General features: G+C 61.9%; 14 protein-coding genes and 3 pseudogenes. 13 read left to right on the top strand and 4 right to left on the bottom strand.

Annotation, left to right across the window (positions count from 1 at the left end; all coding sequences use genetic code 11):
- Positions 1-21: 21 nt before the first annotated feature.
- Genes ASD83_RS07070 through ASD83_RS07055 form a run of 4 tightly spaced genes read right to left on the bottom strand, consistent with a single transcriptional unit; the run spans position 22 to position 4,587 of the window.
- Complete coding sequence (locus tag ASD83_RS07070; RefSeq protein WP_056309178.1) at positions 22-1,269, bottom strand: FAD-dependent oxidoreductase; 1,248 nt, start codon at positions 1,267-1,269, stop codon at positions 22-24.
- On the bottom strand, positions 1,266-2,300 hold the full coding sequence (locus ASD83_RS07065; RefSeq protein ID WP_056309175.1) for an ABC transporter substrate-binding protein: 1,035 nt from the start codon (positions 2,298-2,300) through the stop codon (positions 1,266-1,268). The genes ASD83_RS07070 and ASD83_RS07065 overlap by 4 nt, the downstream gene beginning before the upstream one ends.
- A 10-nt stretch (positions 2,301-2,310) precedes the next feature.
- Complete coding sequence (locus tag ASD83_RS07060) at positions 2,311-3,531, bottom strand: acyl-CoA dehydrogenase family protein (protein WP_056309174.1); 1,221 nt, start codon at positions 3,529-3,531, stop codon at positions 2,311-2,313.
- A 15-nt stretch (positions 3,532-3,546) separates the two neighbouring features.
- On the bottom strand, positions 3,547-4,587 hold the full coding sequence (locus tag ASD83_RS07055) for an ABC transporter substrate-binding protein (protein ID WP_056309172.1): 1,041 nt from the start codon (positions 4,585-4,587) through the stop codon (positions 3,547-3,549).
- Positions 4,588-4,886: 299 nt separating this feature from the next.
- Between ASD83_RS07055 and ASD83_RS07050 the strand changes: the two genes are divergently transcribed.
- The 13 genes and pseudogenes from ASD83_RS07050 to ASD83_RS06995 all read left to right on the top strand — a co-directional run bounded on the left by ASD83_RS07050 (position 4,887) and on the right by ASD83_RS06995 (position 17,866).
- A complete protein-coding gene (locus tag ASD83_RS07050; RefSeq protein WP_056309170.1) occupies positions 4,887-5,876 on the top strand; it encodes an ABC transporter permease in 990 nt (329 codons plus the stop codon).
- Complete coding sequence (locus ASD83_RS07045) at positions 5,873-6,865, top strand: ABC transporter permease (protein WP_056309168.1); 993 nt, start codon at positions 5,873-5,875, stop codon at positions 6,863-6,865. The genes ASD83_RS07050 and ASD83_RS07045 overlap by 4 nt, the downstream gene beginning before the upstream one ends.
- Entirely contained in the window at positions 6,862-8,562 is a 1,701-nt protein-coding gene (locus tag ASD83_RS07040) for an ABC transporter ATP-binding protein (protein ID WP_056309167.1), read from the top strand. Before ASD83_RS07045 ends, ASD83_RS07040 begins: the two co-directional genes overlap by 4 nt.
- Positions 8,563-8,629: 67 nt before the next feature.
- Positions 8,630-9,691 carry an aldo/keto reductase gene (locus ASD83_RS07035; RefSeq protein ID WP_056309166.1) on the top strand — a complete coding sequence of 354 codons (1,062 nt, stop codon included), beginning with the start codon at positions 8,630-8,632 and terminating at the stop codon, positions 9,689-9,691.
- A 330-nt stretch (positions 9,692-10,021) separates the two neighbouring features.
- A complete protein-coding gene (locus tag ASD83_RS07030) occupies positions 10,022-11,644 on the top strand; it encodes an ABC transporter substrate-binding protein (RefSeq protein WP_056309165.1) in 1,623 nt (540 codons plus the stop codon).
- 59 nt (positions 11,645-11,703) lie between these two features.
- Positions 11,704-12,936 (top strand): acyl-CoA dehydrogenase family protein, encoded by a 1,233-nt coding sequence (locus ASD83_RS07025; protein WP_056309163.1) that lies wholly within the window; start codon positions 11,704-11,706, stop codon positions 12,934-12,936.
- Positions 12,937-13,776: an NAD(P)H-binding protein gene (locus ASD83_RS07020; protein ID WP_056309161.1), complete on the top strand. Its 840-nt coding sequence runs from the start codon at positions 12,937-12,939 to the stop codon at positions 13,774-13,776. It begins immediately after the preceding gene.
- 60 nt (positions 13,777-13,836) lie between these two features.
- A pseudogene (locus ASD83_RS21525) lies at positions 13,837-14,456 on the top strand (transposase); the annotation flags it as partial.
- 14 nt (positions 14,457-14,470) lie between these two features.
- Positions 14,471-14,956, top strand: a pseudogene (locus ASD83_RS21230) (IS30 family transposase); the annotation flags it as partial.
- Between the two features lies 1 nt (position 14,957).
- Positions 14,958-15,155, top strand: a pseudogene (locus ASD83_RS21225) (hypothetical protein); the annotation flags it as partial.
- Positions 15,156-15,307: 152 nt separating this feature from the next.
- The gene (locus ASD83_RS07005) at positions 15,308-16,384 is read left to right on the top strand and encodes a methionine ABC transporter ATP-binding protein (protein ID WP_274532566.1); all 1,077 of its coding nucleotides are present in this window, start codon (positions 15,308-15,310) and stop codon (positions 16,382-16,384) included.
- Positions 16,377-17,051 carry a methionine ABC transporter permease gene (locus ASD83_RS07000; RefSeq protein ID WP_056309156.1) on the top strand — a complete coding sequence of 225 codons (675 nt, stop codon included), beginning with the start codon at positions 16,377-16,379 and terminating at the stop codon, positions 17,049-17,051. Before ASD83_RS07005 ends, ASD83_RS07000 begins: the two co-directional genes overlap by 8 nt.
- Before the next feature lie 29 nt (positions 17,052-17,080).
- Positions 17,081-17,866, top strand: a complete 786-nt coding sequence (locus ASD83_RS06995) for a MetQ/NlpA family ABC transporter substrate-binding protein (RefSeq protein WP_056309154.1) — start codon at positions 17,081-17,083, stop codon at positions 17,864-17,866.
- Positions 17,867-18,035: the final 169 nt, after the last annotated feature.

The raw sequence follows: 18,035 nt of genomic DNA, 5'->3' as shown, positions 1-18,035 counted from the left end.
GGAATGGGGCTTTCTATGGTTCTATTCGGCAGCCACGCCCTTGAGGGCGCGTCCGGCAGCGACATTGTTCTGCATGGCGATGAGCGATGAGCGCACCGCCTCGTAGCCATGCTCGCGCATGGCATTTTCGTAGTCACGGACCGCGGCCAGGATCGGTTTACCGCGCTGGCGGGCGGCCACGAGCTGAGGCACCAGGAGACCGGTGTCGTAGAGGGCCGTATTGCCGCCAAGCGCCCGAAAATAGGTCATGGCATGGATGGCATCGCCCAACAGCGTCACCGGCCCAGTGTCCCAGACCGCGCCCGGCTGCGACGACCGCACTTTCAAAAGGGCAACAGTCGACGGATCGGTATGCCGGATCAGCTTGAGAATGCGCTCGTCCCAATGGCCGATCTTTGCCAGCAGCACCTGCAGCAGCTCGGCACCATTAAGGGTGTCGAGCACATCGTCCGGTGCCAGTTCGCCCACCTCATAGGCCGTGTTCCACCACACATAGCTGGTGGTGTTGTTGAAGTGGAAACCGGCAATATCCTTGTGCGTCGGGTCATCGGCGCCGATGACGCCGTGGCGGTCGAAGGCCGAAGGATCAACCCGATGACTGGTGATCATCAGGTTATGACCCTCGCTGGGGCGAATATTGGCATTGGTATCGAGGAGGACGGATTCGATGTTGTGCGTCGCGGCGGCATCAAGCGTCATCTTGCCGGCAAGCCGGCGCACGCCCGTGTCGATGCTCTTGAGATCGGGTAGCAATTGCCGCCGAACCGCCGAGCCGGCGCCATCGGCACCGACGAGAATATTGGAGCGTATCTGCGACCCGTCGGCAAAATGCGAGAGCACCGTACCTTCCGGCTCGATCTCGTAGCGCAGAAACTGCTTGCCGGTCTGGACCGCATTTTCGAGGCCCGACAGCAGGATCTGCCGCAAGGTGATGCGGCTTACCGACTTTTCGACATGGGTGTCCTCGGCGCCGCGGGCCCAGGCACCGCTGTCCACCGGGGTGAAATTCTCGTCGAGCGCTGTGTTTTCGGTTGGCGCCCGGCCAAGCGTGGCCAGGAACGCTTCGAAGAGATGCGGTGGCAGATTGGCCTCCAGCGCATCAAGGCCGCGTTGCCTCAAGCGCAGTCGGAACCCCTGGACATAGTCGGCGCGTACGGCATCCCGCTCGAAAACGGCTGCCTCGATGCCGTTCTTCTTGAGCCCCTGGGCGAGCGCCAGCCCGCCCGGGCCGCCGCCAATAATGGCGATATCGACGAACGGAGTGGTCATGCGGCCTCTCTATGCCGAGCGGCATCGAGCGCGCGCGGATCGATCCAGGCGGCGACGTCAAAGTCGGCGAGAATAAAGCCCCATTCGAGGAGGAAATCCTTGAAATGGGAAAGGGCGTCGATCTGCTCGTCTTCGAGCGTCAGTTCCAGGTGCCGGTGCACGTTCGAACCATTGGCGGCCCAGATCGCTTCTTCGGCAACGCCGATTTCCCGGGCGATGAAACGCACCGTATCCTCGGGATGAGCCTCGGCCCAGGCACCGATGCGATCGACCACTGCCACGAGTTCAGCCACGAGATCGGGCCGCTCATCGGCAAATTTCGCATCGACCGTCAGCGGACGCGGCGTGCCATTGTTGATGCGGATACGGGCGTCCGGATGGAAGCCGAATTCGGAAACAATGGTCGCCCCGATCTGGTTGGCCAGCACCAGCCCTTCGGCCCCCTTGACGAAAAAGGCGTCGATCTCGCCGCGAGCGAGGGCCAACAGTTCCTCGCCATAAGGATAGCGCCGCTTGAGGCCAAGGAAGGCCGCATTGCCGATTTCGAGCAGAGCCGGTTCCCGCGCATCGAGATAGACGATCTCGACATCCTTGGCCGTCAGGCCTTCAAGCGAAAGCGCCGAAACCACCCCCTTGAGCGCCGTGGCGCGCTGGAAATCGACGATTCCAGCCGCCTGGCGTGGCACGCCAACCTTACGGCCCTTCAGGTCCTTGGTGGATTTGATCCTCGTGGCCGGCAATGAGATGACGGCCTGGAATTCATCGGTCGTGGTGATGCCGACGATGCGGGTTTCCCGTCCGCCCGAACGCGCCCAGATCGGTGGGATATTCCCGCCCTGGCGGAAAGACCAGTCGAGCGCGTGGGTAAAATGGCTCTGGCGGACTGCTGGGTCCTTGCTGTCGCGGATCGAGGCAACGTTGACGCTCTTGGCGCCAAAGGCCTCGTCCACCCAGCCAAGCTGGGCCGCGATGGAGAGCGGAGTTGGGGCAGGGCAACGCGTATACCAGACGGATTTCGGTTCCTGGCTCATCTCGGGTTCCTCAGGCATTTGCAACAAGGCGTGGACGCGCCGGCAGGCGCACGGCAACCGGCTCCACCGGCTCGTCCTTGCGGGCCGCGTAGCGGCCGAAGGCGCTCTTGGCCAAAATGGTGCGGATCATGTTGTTCTGCGGCGCATGGGCTTTTCCCGAGAGCGCGTCGCGATGGTGCCGCTCCAGCGGGTTATCGCGGCTGATGCCGGGATTGCCGCCGAGATCGAGCGCCAGCGTCGTTGCGAGAATGGCATTCTCGATGACCACATGCTTGGCGGCCGCCGAATCCGAGCCGAAGGGCCGGCCGGCGTCAAAATCCTCGGCAATCGTGCGCAGCAGGCGCTGATTGGTCGCGAGCCACACCTCGATCTGGCCGACGCCATCCTGAATGCGCGGTACGCTCGAAAGGGGCGCGCCGAGACTGGCCGGCGCGCGGGTGCTGGTGAAATCCACCAGCCAGTCGCGCGCGGCCCGTGCGGCGGCGTCGTAGATCGCTGGAACCAGGGTAAAATACCACGCGCCAAGCCGTTCGTCGCGTTTCAGGCCTTCGGTGGCCGGGGCAATATCGAGGATATCGTCTATGTCGATAGCGACGTCGTCGAGGATCAGGTCATGGCTGTTGGTTGCCCGCATGCCGGTGGCATTCCAGGTCTTTTCGATCCGAATGCCATCGGCATCGGTCGGCACGAGGAACGAGCCGAGACGCGGTTCTGGCTCGTCGGTAACGGCGAGCACGGACACCCATTTGAGCAGCGGAATGCCGGTCGCATAGGTCTTGTGGCCAGTGATGCGCCACTGATTGCCGACTTTGCGCGCGACCGTTTCTGGCAGGCTGCCATGCGAAGGCGAACCGACGCGTGGCTCGACTTGTGCCGAATTGAGCAGGGCCACGCCTTCGCGATTGGCCCTGGTCACGCGCTCGATGAGATGCTGCGGCCACTTGCCCGAAGCCCGGATGCTGTAGTGCTGGCTATAGTGCATGGCCAGCACCAGCGCTGTAGACGGCTCGCCCTGCGCTAGCGCAGAAACCACGGCGAGCGCCTCGGCAAGGCCCCCGCCGAGGCCGCCATGTTCAGGTGCGGTCACAAGGCCGAGGAGGCCCGCCTCATGGAGCGCATCGAAATTGGCGAAGGGAAATTCGCCAGTCTCGTCATAGTGCCCTGCGGTGAGGGCGAAGCGCCGGCCGAGATGCTCAGCCCTGGCGATATGGGGGGTGAAATCGATAGTCATGGATTTCCTCGAAAATCAGGCGACGGCACGGATATTGAGACCGTCCCAGGGGCGGCGATCGACCCAGGCGTTGATGTCGAAGTCGCGTTCGAGGAAACCCCACTCATAGAGGAAGTCCTTGTAGTGACCGATGGCGCCGACCAGTTCCGGCTCGAGGCCAAGCCCGAGATGCTTATGGAGGTCCGGTCCATTGGCGGCCGCGACCACTTCTTCCGAGGCGCCGACTTCGCGGGCGACGAAACGGCGGACTTCGTCCGGATGCGCGTCAGCCCAGTCGCTGGCGCGATGTAGGGTTTCGATGAGGCGAGCGACGAGATCTGGCCGGTCTTCGGCTAGTCGTTCGTCTACGGTCAGCACGCGCGGCGAGCCGGAATTGATGCGGATTTTGGGATCAGGATGGAAACCGAACTCGGCAACCGTGTGAGCAGCAATGAGATTGGCGACCGCAATGCCACCGGTTCCCTTGACGTAGATCGCGTCCACCTCGCCGCGCAGCAGGGCGGCCACTTCGGCGCCATAGGCCTGTCGGTTCCTGAGGCCAAAGAGCTGTGGCCCCTCGCGACCATCGAGGACGGAGTCGGTCAGCGCGATATCGACGATCTCCACTTGGTCATGCCGCAGGCCTTCAAGCGACAGTGCCGATACAAGGCCTTTGAGCGCCGTTGCGGCCATGAAATCGACGATACCGGCGGGGCGGCGCGGAACGCCGAAGCGACGGCCGACCAGATCTTTGGTCGTTTTGATGCCGCTGGTGGGCAGGGTAATGATGGCCTGGAACTCATCGGTCCAGGTAATGCCGACAAGGCGCGTCGGATTGCCTTCGGACCGCGCACGGATCGGCGGAACATTGCCGCCGTGGCGGAAGGAATAGTCGAGGTGGTGGTCGAAATGGCTCGACCGGATCGCCCGATCCTTGCTGTCGATGATCGAATTGAGCTTTACGCCTTCCTTGGCAAAAGCCTCTTCCAAAAGGCCCAACTGCACCGCCAGCCCCACCGGAGTGGGCACGGGGCAGCGCGTGTACCAGATCTCGGAAATCGTGTTCTTGATCGTCATGCCTCGTCTCCTGTTGGCGGGAGCAGGTTTTTCCAAACCGGCACCCCAATGCGTTTGTCTGTTTCCATCTCACTTCGCAAAAGGCAAATAATTTGCGCATTTGCTTAAAAATGGCCGGTCCGTAAGAAGGTGATTCCTGAAATCGCCAAAAGTCAGGATGAATTTACCAACATAGATTTGACAAAGCCTATAAAACTAGTCAACATAAATTTCGCGGGCTGAACCTGGGCCGAGCATCGCTCTCTCTCCGGACGCCGCAAGGACCCCGTTGCTCCTATCGAGGGAAAGAGAAAGCGCTCATGTCGGCTTTGCTGCGCATATTGAGGACGTTGCGACGCACGCTTCTGCAGGCGGTGCCCACCATCCTCGGCATCATCATTCTCAATTTCTTCCTGCTGCAACTCGCCCCCGGCGATGCGGCCGACGTCATGGCTGGTGAAGCGGGGTCAGCGACCGTCGAAAGCATGCAGGCGTTGCGCGAGCGCTTCGGCCTCGACAATCCCGTCCTCGTGCAGCTCGCCAATTATCTCGGCAATCTGGCCCAGCTCAGCCTCGGCTTTTCGCCGCGTTACGGCATGCCGGTGACCGAGCTGATCGGGCAGCGTCTGCCCGGCACACTCACGCTCATGGCCATGGCGTTGGCCATCGCCATTCTCATCGGCCTGACGCTCGGTTCGCTGATGGCGGCTTTTTCAGGCCGCCTCCCGGATCGGCTGCTCTCCATCTTCGCGCTGCTGTTTTATTCCGTGCCCGGCTTCTGGATCGGGCTGATGCTGATCGTGCTGTTCTCGGTGACACTGGGCTGGCTGCCGAGCGGCGGGGCAGGGACCATCGGCTCGTCCTATACCGGCTTCGCGGCTGTTATCGACAAGGCGCGCTATATGGTGCTGCCAGCCACCTCGCTCGCGCTCTTCTATGTCGCCATCTACGCTCGCCTGACGCGTGCCGCCATGCTCGAGGTCAAGAACCAGGATTTCGTGCGCACCGCCTATGCCAAGGGCCTCTCGCCCGTGGTCGTGACCGTCAAGCACGTGCTGCGCAATGCGCTCATTCCCATCACCACCATGGCCGGCATGCATGTCGGCGGCATGCTCGGCGGGGCAGTGGTTGTCGAGACTGTTTATAGCTGGCCGGGCCTGGGGCGCCTCGCCTTCGAGGCCGTGATGGGCCGCGACTACACCGTTCTTTTGGGCATCCTGTTGCTCTCGTCCATCCTGGTCATTCTCGCCAATGCACTGGTGGATATTGCCCAGGCCTGGCTCGATCCCCGCATCGGAGAGCAGAAATGACCACCGAAACCGCCGTCTCGCACGTGGTGTCATCAGCGCAGTCGCGTACCGCTGCAACTCAGCTCGATAAGTCGGAAACGCCCCAGTGGCATAATATCAAGGCGCCCGACGCCCGAACCACGCGGACCGCTACGGTGTCTGTCCCCGCCGGCCGCCGCGAACTAGCCGCCTTTCTCCGCAATCCCAACGCGCTTTTCGGCCTGGTCTTTCTGTCCCTGATGGCGCTTGTCGCTCTCATTGCGCCCATCGTCTTTCCCGGCGATCCGCTCGGCATGGTTGGCAAGCCCTTCCTCTGGCCGGGCCAGGATGCTGCCTTCCCTCTCGGTACTGACTCCATGGGCCGCAACGTGCTGGCCGGTCTCTTCCACGGCGCGCGCATCTCGCTCTTTGTCGGCCTGACCGCGACCGCGCTTGGCCTTGGCGTAGGCATCACCGTCGGCTCGCTGGCCGGCTACTTTGGTGGCTGGGTCGACGATGTGCTCGTGCGCATCATCGAAATCTTCCAGACCCTGCCGAACTTCGTGCTGCTGGTGGTTCTCGTTGCCATCGCGCAGCCCTCGGCCACCACCGTGTCAGTCGCCATCGCTATCGTCAGCTGGCCCATGGTCGCGCGCCTCACCCGCGCCGAATTCCGTGCCATCCGTGAAAAGGATTATGTGGTCGCCGCGCGCAGCCTCGGCTTCCGCCACCCCCGCATCATTCTCAAGGAAATCCTGCCCAATGCCTTGCCGCCGCTGATCGTCACAGCCTCGGTGATGGTCGCGACGGCTATCCTGATGGAGTCGGCCCTGAGCTTCATGGGCCTGGGCGATCCCAACGTCGTCAGTTGGGGCTCGATGATCGGCAATGGTCGCGAGCTGATCCGCACCGCCTGGTATCTCACCTTCTTGCCGGGCCTCGCCATCGTCTTCACCGTGCTCGCCCTGAACCTGATCGGCGATGGTCTTAACGACGCGCTCAACCCGCGCTTTTCGGAGGAACGCTCGTGAGCCCCGCATCCAGCCGCCTTCTTGAGGTCGAAAACCTCACCGTGCGCTTCGGTGCTGCCGATCCCGTCCGTCGCTTGAGCTTTTCCATCGATCGCGGCGAAACCGTCGCCGTTGTCGGGGAATCGGGTTCGGGAAAGTCCCTCAGCGCCCTGGCGCTGATGCGCCTCCTGCCGCGCAATGCGCAGATTCCCAATGGCCGGATCATCTTCGAAGGAACGGATCTCCTGAAACTCTCCGACCGCGACATTCGAAAAGTGCGCGGGCGGGAGATCGCCATGATTTTCCAGGAGCCGATGACCAGCCTCAATCCGGTGGCCACCATCGGCAACCAGATCGTTGAAGTGCTGCGCCTCCACGAAAAGCTGAGCAAGAAGGAAGCGCGCATCCGCGCCATCGAATTGCTAGATCTCGTCAAAATCCCCGATGCCGAAAAGCGCGTCGATGATTTCCCGCATCAGCTTTCCGGCGGACAGCGCCAGCGCGTGATGATCGCCATCGCCGTCGCCTGCAAACCAAAACTGCTGATCGCCGACGAACCGACCACGGCTCTCGACGCGACCATCCAGGCGCAGATTCTTGAGTTGCTGGATGAATTGCGCCGAAAACTCTCCATGGGCCTGCTGCTGATCACCCACGATCTCGGTGTCGTCTCGCGCTGGAGCGACCGCGTTGTGGTCATGTATCACGGCGACAAGCTCGAAGAGCTGCCCGCCTCAGACCTGTTCTCGCCCGACCGCCACCCCTATACGCGGGGCCTGGCCCAAGCCTCGATCCGGCTCGAAGACGGCGTGCACTACACCTCGCGCACGCTTTCCGAAATTCGCGTGGTCAAAGATGCCGATGGCCAAAACGACTACCAGATCCGCCTGCCGGTCCCCCGCGATCTGCCGCCGGTCGCAAATGACGACGAGCCGATCCTGCAGGTCGATGGTCTCTCGGTCACCTATCGCACGCGTAATCGCGAAAACCGGGCGCTCGACAAGGCGACGCTGACGCTGGCCAGGGGCGAAACCCTAGGCATTGTGGGCGAGTCCGGCAGCGGCAAATCGACTCTCTCGAAGGCCATCATGCGCCTCGTCAATACCGAAAGCGGCAGTATCCGCTTTCGGGGCCAGGACATTACCGGTCTCAGCCCCAACCAGCTCCAGCCGGTCCGCCGCGATCTGCAGATGATCTTCCAGGATCCCTTCGCTTCGCTCAATCCGCGAAAATCGATCCGGGATATTCTCGAAGCGCCGCTGATCGTCCATGGCATCCGCGACGCCGCCGAACGCCGTCAGCGCATCGCCGAAACGTTTGAGCATGTCCGCCTGCCGCTCTCGGCCGCCGAGCGCTATCCGCACGAGTTCTCCGGTGGTCAACGCCAGCGCATCGGCATTGCCCGGGCGCTGATCCTAAAACCTTCGCTCGTCATCTGCGACGAGCCCGTTTCGGCTCTCGACGTGTCGATCCAGGCACAGATTCTCAATCTGCTGGTCGATCTCAAGCGCGATCTGGGTCTCAGCTATCTCTTCATCTCCCACGACCTGGCGGTGGTTCAGTACATTTCCGACCGCGTCATCGTGATGAAGGATTCTCGCATCATCGAGGAAAGCGATCACCAGACTATCTGGCGCCAGCCCAGGACCGACTACACCCGCGCGCTGATCGCCGCTGCGGCCGGTGGCGAAACCCGGAGCAGGGCGCTCGCCTCCTGACCTAATTCCACCTTCAATGCAACAGACCATGGTGCCAATCTAGGGCACCACGAACAGGGAGTTTTCCATGGTCGACTATCGCTATCTTGGCCGCAGCGCGCTCAAAGTGTCGCCGATTACCTTGGGGACCATGATGTTCGGCAATCAGACGCCGGACGACGTCGCCTTCCGCATCATCGACAAGGCGCGCGATCAGGGGATCAATTTCATCGACACAGCCGACGTTTATCACGACGGCAAGTCTGAGCAGACCGTCGGTAAGGGAATCAAGAAGCACCGTGACGACTGGGTGCTCGCCACTAAATTCGTCAATTCGCGCGATCCAAAGCCCAATAAGGGCGGCTATTCGCGCAAGTGGGTCTATGAAACCGTCGAGAATTCGCTGCGCAATCTCGATACCGACTATATCGACATCATCTATTTCCACCGTGCGGTGTTCGATGCTTCGCTCGAAGAGCCCGTCCGCGCCATTGCCGATCTGATCAAAGCCGGCAAGCTGCGCTATTTCGGCGTGTCGAACTTCCGCGGCTGGCGCATTGCCGAAGTGGCGCATCTCGCCGACCAGCTCGGCATCGATCGCCCAATTGCGAGCCAGCCGCTCTACAACATCGTCAACCGCACGGCCGAAGCCGAACAATTGCCGGCCGCCGTTGCCAATGGGCTGGGCAACGTCTCCTATAGCCCGCTCGCGCGTGGCGTGCTCACCGGCAAGTACAATATCGGCGAAGCTGCGCCTGCCGATAGCCGTGCCGGCCGGGGCGACAAGCGCATGCATGACGTTGAATTTCGCGAGGAATCCATCGAGGTTGCCAAAAAGGTTGCGGCTCACGCGTCGGCAAAAGGCACGACCGCCGCTGATTTCGCGCTCGCCTGGGTGCTCAACAATCAACTCATCACCTCGGCCATCGCGGGCCCGCGGACCGAAGAGCAGTGGGATGGCTATGTCCGCGCCCTCGATGTGAAGATCGACGCCGACGACGAAGCGCTCGTGGATAGCCTTGTTGCAACGGGCCACCCCTCGACGCCCGGTTTTACCGATCCGGGCCATCCGGTCGAAGGCCGCGTGCCGCGTTCGGCCGCAGGTTCTGCGCAGATCATCCCGCTCAGCCGCACCCAGCGCGTCGCTTAACGCTATTAACCAGAACCAAAAGGGCCGGCATTTTGCCGGCCCTTGTCGTTTCAGAATGGGCGCAACGAGTGCTCAGAAAGGCATTTTCTTCTGCAATTCGGCTCGTTTACTTGCCTTCGCTGTTATGAGGGGTGCCTGACTTGGGGAGTTGCGCCAAATTTTTCTGCTGGGGTGTCCGGCGGCGCTGGGTGTTTTCCTGCTAACCGTCTCAGTTCGTAATCCATTATCTCGATAAAATAACTAGACATTATACAGTCCTCCTTGCCGACCCCAATCGGGCGCAGTTTACACGTCGCTCCCTAGAGCGGCACGCAACGGACAGGACTAAAAATGACGACCTCCAAACCTCGTGGCGTGCTCGCCCCAACCCGCCGCGCCTTCCTGCTTTCGACGGCCGCACTTGCCGCGGTTTCGACCCTGCCAGGCTTCGCCTTCGCCCAGAGCGCGACCCCGACGCCGGGTGGCAGCGTCTCGATCAATATCGGCACCGAACCACCGGTGCTGGTGCTGATCGCCCACACGGCCGGCGCTGCCTATTACATCAGCGGCAAGACCAATGAAGGTCTCCTCACCTATGACGAAAACTTCGAGCCGCAGCCGCTTCTCGCCACCGCATGGGAAGTGGCCGAGGATGGGTTGCGCTACGCCTTCAAGCTGCGCGAAGGCGTGAAGTGGCACGACGGCACCGACTTCACCGCTGAAGACGTCGCCTTTTCCATTCTGGCGCTGAAGGAAAACCATCCGCGTGGCCGCGCCACCTTCGCTTCGGTCGAAGAGGTCAATGTGCTCAGCCCGCACGAGGTGGAACTGATCCTCTCCAAACCCGCGCCCTTCTTGCTGACCGCCTTCGCCAGCTTCGAGGCGCCGATCGTGCCCAAGCACCTCTATGAAGGCACCAATATCCCTGAAAACCCGCACAATTTCGCGCCGGTGGGCACGGGGCCCTTCACCTTCGTCGAATGGGTGCGCGGCAGCCACGTCATTCTCAAGAAGAATGAAAACTACTGGGGCGAAGGCAAACCCTATCTCGATCAGCTTATCATCCGCTTCATCGTCGATCCCGCCGCTGCCGTCGCTGCCATTGAATCGGGCGAAGTGCAGGTTTCGGTCGCCAATGTGCCGCTCACCGACATCGAGCGCCTCAAGGCCAATCCGAACCTCGTCGTCGACACCCGCCCGGCGCCCTATTCGCCGAGTATCGCCCGCGCCGAATTCAATCTCGAGAACCCCTACCTCGCCGACATAAAGGTACGTCACGCCATCGCGCATGCGATCGACAAGGATTTTATCGTCAACACCATTTATCTCGGCTACGCCACGCGGCTCGACGGCCCAGTGAGCCCAGATCTCGCGCGCTTCTACAATCCGGACGTGCCGAAATACGATTTCGATCCGGCAAAAGCCGAGGCGCTGCTTGACGAGGCGGGTTACCCGCGCGGCGCGGATGGCTTCCGCTTCAAGCTCTTTGTTGATCCGACCCAACCATCGGGTCCGCCCAAGCAGACCGGGGAATATTTCGTTCAGGCCCTCGCCAAGGTTGGCATTCAGGTCGAGTTGCGCACGCAGGATTTTGCGACTTTCGTGAAACGCATCTTCACCGATCGCGACTTTGATATCGCTATCGAAGGCATGAGCAATCTCTACGATCCGACCGTGGGGGTGCAGCGTCTTTACTGGTCGAAAAACTTCAAGGTCGGCCTGCCGTTTTCCAACGGCTCCAAGTACGAGAACCCGGAAGTCGATCGCCTGCTCGAAACCGCGGCGGTCGAGATCGATCCCGCCAAGCGCCTGCAACTGTTCAACGATTTCCAGCGCATCGTGGTGGAAGACCTGCCCACGCTCGATATCGTCACGCCCGCCTCGATTACCATTTCGGACAAGCGCGTGCAGAACCTCAAGCTCGGCGCCGAGCACCTCTGGACCAATGGCGCCGACATCTACCTCGCTTCGTGATCGTGCGGCCTGCCAGATAAGTGTCTGGCAGGCCTTTTGTTTTCCTTGAAAGCCTATTCATGACCGCTATCGTTCAGAAGCTATCTCCCGCGCCGCCGGGCCCCAATCGGGCGGAATTGCTGGCGCGAATTCCCGGTCTCGTCGCCGAAATCGCCAAGGGTGCGGCGGAACGCGATTTGAATCGCGAACTGCCGCTCGAGGCTTTTCGGTTGTTCAGGGAATCCGGGCTCGGGGCGTTGCGCGTGCCGGTGGAACTGGGCGGGCCGGGTGGTTCGGTGCCCGATTATATCGAGCTTATTGCGGCTTTGGGATCGGCAGATTCCAATGTAGCTCATGCACTTAGGTCGCATTTCAACTATGTCGAAAACCTGGTGCTGAGCGGCGCCGATCAGCGCGATGCGGGGGCCATCGAACGGGTGCTGGAGGGCAGGCTGTTTGGTGGCGCGCATACCGAGCAGGGCACGGCGCGGCCGGGTGAGGTGACGACGAAAATCGTAAAGATTGGAAGCACTTGGCGGCTCAATGGGCGCAAGTGGTACGCGACTGGGACGGCTTATGCCGACTATGCGTCGTTTAGCGCGATCAATGAGGCCGGCGAGACGGTGGGTGTGCTGCTGCCGGTTGATCGGGAGGGGATAAACATCCTCGACGATTGGGACGGGATGGGGCAGAGGCTCACCGCGAGTGGTGGCGTAGTGCTTGATAATGTTGAGGTTTTTGAGCACGAGTTCGCCAGGCGCAGCCTCGAAAATCAGGTCGGCCGGCACTGCTCGACATTGCGGCAATTGCACCTGGCGGCGAGTGCGGCGGGGGCGGTGCGCAACGTTTTGAGTGATGGAATCGACTATGTGCGCAAGCAGGCCCGGTCGGCGGCGCATAGTCCGGCGGCTACGGCGCGAGAAGATCATTTCGTTCAACAGGTTATCGGCGAAATCGCGGCCAATTCACTGGCGATCGATACGCTGATTGCCGAGGGCGCCAGGGCGCTGCAACACGCGGTCGATACGTTCGCATCTGGTGACCCTCAGGCCATCGAAACGTCCCTTATTGCTAGCACACTGTTAACGGCGAAAGCCCAATTGGTTATTGGTCAGTTAGCCCCGCGCACGGCCGAGCGCATGTTCGAACTCGGAGGCGGCTCGGCGACGTCGCGAAAGTACAATTTCGACCGCCACTGGCGAAATATTCGCACCGTACTCAACCACAATCCGCTGCTGCACAAGTCGCGCATCGTCGGCGACTATCTGCTCAATGGCACCACCACCCATCTCAAGGAAGGGAAGGTGTTTTAGATGCCGCTTTCGGACCTCTTGCTGATCACCGGCGCAACCGGAAAACTGGGACGCGTGCTGACGCCGAAATTGCTCGCAGCCGGGCATCGGGTTCGCGTCTTGACGCGGCGGCCTGAAACGGCGCGGGAACTCTATGGCGACAGGGTGGAGATCGCCGAGGGAGACTTTTCGGTTCCCGCTTCGCTGCCGGCGGCGCTTGATGGGGTGAGCCGGGCGCTGCTGCTCTCGCCGATCAGTGAGCGGCTCGCAAAAGACCAGATCGCGCTGGTCGATGCGGCGAAGGCCGCTGGCGTGAAGCGGATCGTGAAAATTTCGGGGTCGGACTGGACCGTCGGCACGTCGTTTTCGGGCGATGCGCACAAAAGGGTGGAAGATCATCTGGCGCAGTCCGGGCTCGACTATGTGGCGGTGCGGCCTACTGCATGGTTGCAGGTGTCGCTCGCGGCGGTCGCGGCGCAGATCAGGCGTGGCGAGGCCATTGCGGCGCGGCATGGGGCGAGGGTTGGCTATGTCGATATCAGGGATATTGCCGATGTGGCGATCAACCAGCTTTTGGCGCCCAAACTGGCGGCGAGCCCGCTGGTGATCACCGGACCGGAAGCGCTGGCCATTCCCGATATTGCGGCGCTGGCGACGCGGATTACCGGCAGGCCGGTGGGCGTGTCTTCGGCGGTGGCGGGGCTGCCGCCGGGTGTGGAAGGGTTTGAAGCCGAGGTGGTGAAGCAGTTTTTCGCGGTGATCGCGCAGGGCGGGGCGGCGGGGCTGACCGATACGGTCGAGCGCGTGTTGGGGCGGAAGCCCCGGAGTGTGGAGGATTATTTGGCGGAGGAGTTGGGGTAGCCACGCGCTCGGATATCGTGGCTCCCGCACCCCCTCCCATCCTCCCCCATCAAGGGGGAGGTGCCGAGCCGGTGGGCGGTAACGGTTCAACGCCCCCTCCACCACGTCATTCCCGCGAAAGCGGGGGATCTCCGTTTCTGGGGCAGGGATTCCCTGAGTTCTCAAACGAAGTGCAACACCAGTTTAAGGTGTTGTCATGGGACGAAGATATGCGCAGCTCAGTATTTCGGATTGTCCATTGGAACCTCGCTCCGGCAAATCGCTGCAGCTTTGGATCGCGCGGCATCGTCTATCTCGCGCGAGATAGAGCGCAATGGCGGCAAGGCGGAGTACCTAGCCGAGTATGCCGCTGAGCAGGCCTGGGCGCGACGCTGGCGCGGCAGCCGGCTAGACCGGGATGCTGGGTTGCGTGCGGTGGTTCTGGAGCGATTGAGCCAAGGCTGGTCGCCAGAACAGGTGGTCGGACGGCTTCGCCTCGAGGGCACAGCGCCGATCGGGGTTGAGAGCATCTACCGCTTCATTCATGCCCAGATCAGGCGGCACAAGGCTCGCGGCTGGCGCTCCTATCTCCCCCGCGGCAAAGCGCGGCGCGGCATTCGTCCCAAGCCAGGGGGCAGCCCGGTCCGGCTGATCAGCGCCCGCATTCCTATCACCCAGAGGCCCGAGGAGGTCCAGGCGCGNAGCGCGGCGCGGCATTCGTCCCAAGCCAGGGGGCAGCCCGGTCCGGCTGATCAGCGCCCGCATTCCTATCACCCAGAGGCCCGAGGAGGTCCAGGCGCGCCAGAACCCGGGGCATTGGGAAGCCGATCTGATGGCCTTCTCGCGCTACGGACAAAACCTGCTTGTCCTGCACGAGCGCTCCACCAGGATCGTCGTGGCGATCGAGTTGCCTTCAAAGCATGCCGAGCCGGTGGCCCGCACCATCGCAGAAATCCTCGGGGCATTGCCCGCTCCTCTGCGTCAGACGATCACCTTCGATAATGGCACCGAGTTCGCACGCCACACCCTTTTGCACCCGCACGGCATCGCAACCTTCTTCTGCGATCCTCATGCGCCATGGCAGAAGGGCGGCATTGAGAACGCCATTGGCCGCATGCGTCGTCCGCTGCCGCGCAAGACCGACCTGGCAACCCTACCCAAGGGGCAGATCACCCAAGTCCTCTGCGCGTACAACAACACCNGCCATTGGCCGCATGCGTCGTCCGCTGCCGCGCAAGACCGACCTGGCAACCCTACCCAAGGGGCAGATCACCCAAGTCCTCTGCGCGTACAACAACACCCCGCGAAAATGCCTTGACTGGAAGACACCCGCAGAAGCCTTCTACAGCCACTTGTTGCACTTCAAACGAGAATCCACATTCCCGCTTTCGCGGGAATGACGAGGTGGGGTCGCCCCCGAAAAACCGGATTTTGCGCTCAATGCAAAACCGGTGGACGAAAAACCCCGATATCGTCCATTGTTTGGAAGTGTCGCCCTCGACTTTTTTGGTGTAAATGCCGACTAATTCCGTCGTCATTTAACGGACTGAAATTGACCGATCATATCTCCAGCGGCGCGGCTTCTGATGAGGCCATTATCCAGTTGCGCGGGGTCGAAAAGACCTTTGCGGCACGCGGTGCCAATGCGCCTGTTACTGCACTTCATGAAATCAATCTCGATGTGCCGAGGGGCGCAATTCTTGGCGTTATCGGGCGCTCGGGGGCTGGTAAGTCGACGCTGATCCGGCTCGTCAATGGACTGGAACTGCCCAGTTCCGGCTCGGTGCAGGTGGATGGCGTGGAAATCTCGGCGCTGGAAGAACGGGCGCTGCGGCAGGAGCGCCGCTCTATCGGCATGATTTTCCAGCACTTTAACCTGCTGGCGCGGCGCACTGCCTTTGGCAATGTGGCGCTGCCGCTCGAAATCGCTGGGGTATCCAAGGCCGAAATTCGCAAGCGCGTTTTGCCGCTGCTCGATCTCGTGGGCCTGTCGGACAAGGTCGATCGTTATCCCGCCGAACTCTCGGGTGGGCAGAAGCAGCGCGTCGGCATTGCCCGTGCGCTCGCGACCAATCCAAAGGTGCTGCTCTCGGACGAGGCGACTTCGGCGCTCGATCCGGAAACGACCGAACAAATCCTGGCGCTGCTCCGGCAGGTCAATGCGGACCTCGGCGTGACCGTGCTGCTGATCACCCACGAAATGTCGGTGATCAAGGGCGTTGCTGATCGGGTGGCGGTGATTGATGAGGGGCGGATCGTCGAGGAAGGCGCGACCTATGATGTGTTCACCGGGCCGCAGCATGCGACGACGCGGAATTTCGTCTCCAGCATTACCGGCACGCAATTGCCTGAGCATTTGGCCAAGCGCCTGAGCGCAGCGCCCGGGGCCGGCAAGGAAGCGCTGGTGCAGCTTGTGTTCAAGGGGGAGGGCGCGGCGCAGCCCTGGCTTTCCGTGCTGACCCGAAAACTCGATGTCGATCTCGGCATCGTTCAGGCCAAGGTGGACCATATTTCCGGCCGGCCCTTCGGCACGCTGGTGGTGAGCCTGCCGGCGGTTGAAAAACTGCCCGCGCTCCTCGCCGCCTCCAGGGAACTGGGTCTCGAAACGGAGGTGCTGGGCTATGCCTGAAGTGTTCTCGCCCCAGATCCTGAAACTGCTCGTCGATTCCTTCGTGCAGACGCTCTACATGGTCGGCATAGCCGGTGTCATCGGCACGCTGATCGGCCTGCCGCTTGGCGTGTTTTTGGCGACCAGCCAGCGCGGTGAGCTGTTTGCCGCGCCCGCCGTCAATGCCGTGCTTGGGCTGATCGTCAACGCGGCGCGCTCGACGCCGTTTATCATTCTCGTCGTCGCCATCATTCCGCTGACGCGGTTGATCGCCGGCACCTCCATCGGCACCAGTGCGGCCATCGTGCCGCTGACCATTGCCGCGGCGCCCTTCATTGCCCGCGTGATCGAAGGCGCCATTCGCGGCGTCGATCAGGGGCTGATCGAGGCGGCGCGCTCGATGGGCGCCAGCCCCCTGCAGATCGTGCAAAAAGTGCTGCTGCCCGAGGCGCTGCCGGCCATCACGCTGGCGCTGACGCTGACCGTTGTGAGCCTCATCGGCTATTCGGCCATGGTGGGCGCTGTCGGCGGCGGCGGCCTTGGCGATCTCGGTATTCGTTTCGGTTATCAGCGCTTCATGCCCGACGTGATGTTGGCCGTGGTGCTGGTGCTGATCGTTCTCGTCCAGGGCGTGCAGAGCCTTGGCGACTCCCTTGCGCGGCGCTTCGACAAGCGTTCGCGCCACTAACTCCCCTCCCTCGAAAGGATTTTCGTCCCATGTCGTTCAAGACTGTCATTGCCGGTGTGGCCCTCGGCCTCAGCCTGATCGCGGCGCCGGCCTATGCCGAAACCATCAAGATCGGCGCCACCCCCGGCCCGCATGCCCAGATTCTCGAAGCCGTGAAGCCGATCCTTGCCGCAGAGGGCATCGACCTCGAAATCCTCGAATTTTCGGACTATGTCATTCCCAACGAAGCGCTGGCTTCGGGCGACCTCGACGCCAACTCGTTCCAGCACCAGCCCTACCTCGATAACCAGGTGCGTGACCGCGGCTATGCCATCGAGTCCGTGGCAACGACGGTGAACTTCCCGATCGGCATCTATTCGGACAAGTACGAGAACATTGCCGACCTGCCCGATGGCGCCAAGATCGGCATTCCGAACGATCCGACCAATGGCGGCCGCGTGTTGCTGCTGCTCGAAGACAATGGTCTGCTTGATCTCAAGGAAGGCGTCGGCACCGCCGCCAGCGTTGCCGACATCACCGGCAACCCGAAGAATTTCGAGATCATCGAAGTCGATGCCGCCCAGCTGCCGCGCGTTCTGCCCGATGTCGATGCCGCTGGTATCAACACCAACTTTGCCGAACAGGCTGGCCTTGATCCGGTCAACGACCCGATCCTGCGCGAAAGCCCGAAGGGTCCCTATGTGAACGTGATCGCCGTTCGCACCGAAGACAAGGACAAGCCCTGGGTCAAGGCGCTGGTGGATGCGTACCACTCGGATGAAATCCGGACGTTTGTTGAGACGACGTTCAACGGCGCTGTGCTAGCGAGCTGGTAAAAACAACTGCTCCCGAGGCGATGCGTCGGGAGCATTTCGGTACGAGATATCTCCAGTAGCCCTCATGGTGAGGTGCTTCGCGTAAGCGAAGCCTCGAACCACGGGGGCGTGGCGCTGAAACATCGGGGCACGCCCCCGTGGTTCGAGGGTCGGCTACGCCTCCCACCTC

Origin of the sequence: Devosia sp. Root685, assembly GCF_001427875.1 — a bacterium.
Taxonomy (GTDB): Bacteria; Pseudomonadota; Alphaproteobacteria; order Rhizobiales; family Devosiaceae; genus Devosia.
The sequence above is the reverse complement of the archived record's forward strand: the minus strand, read 5'-3'. Positions and strand labels throughout refer to the sequence as shown.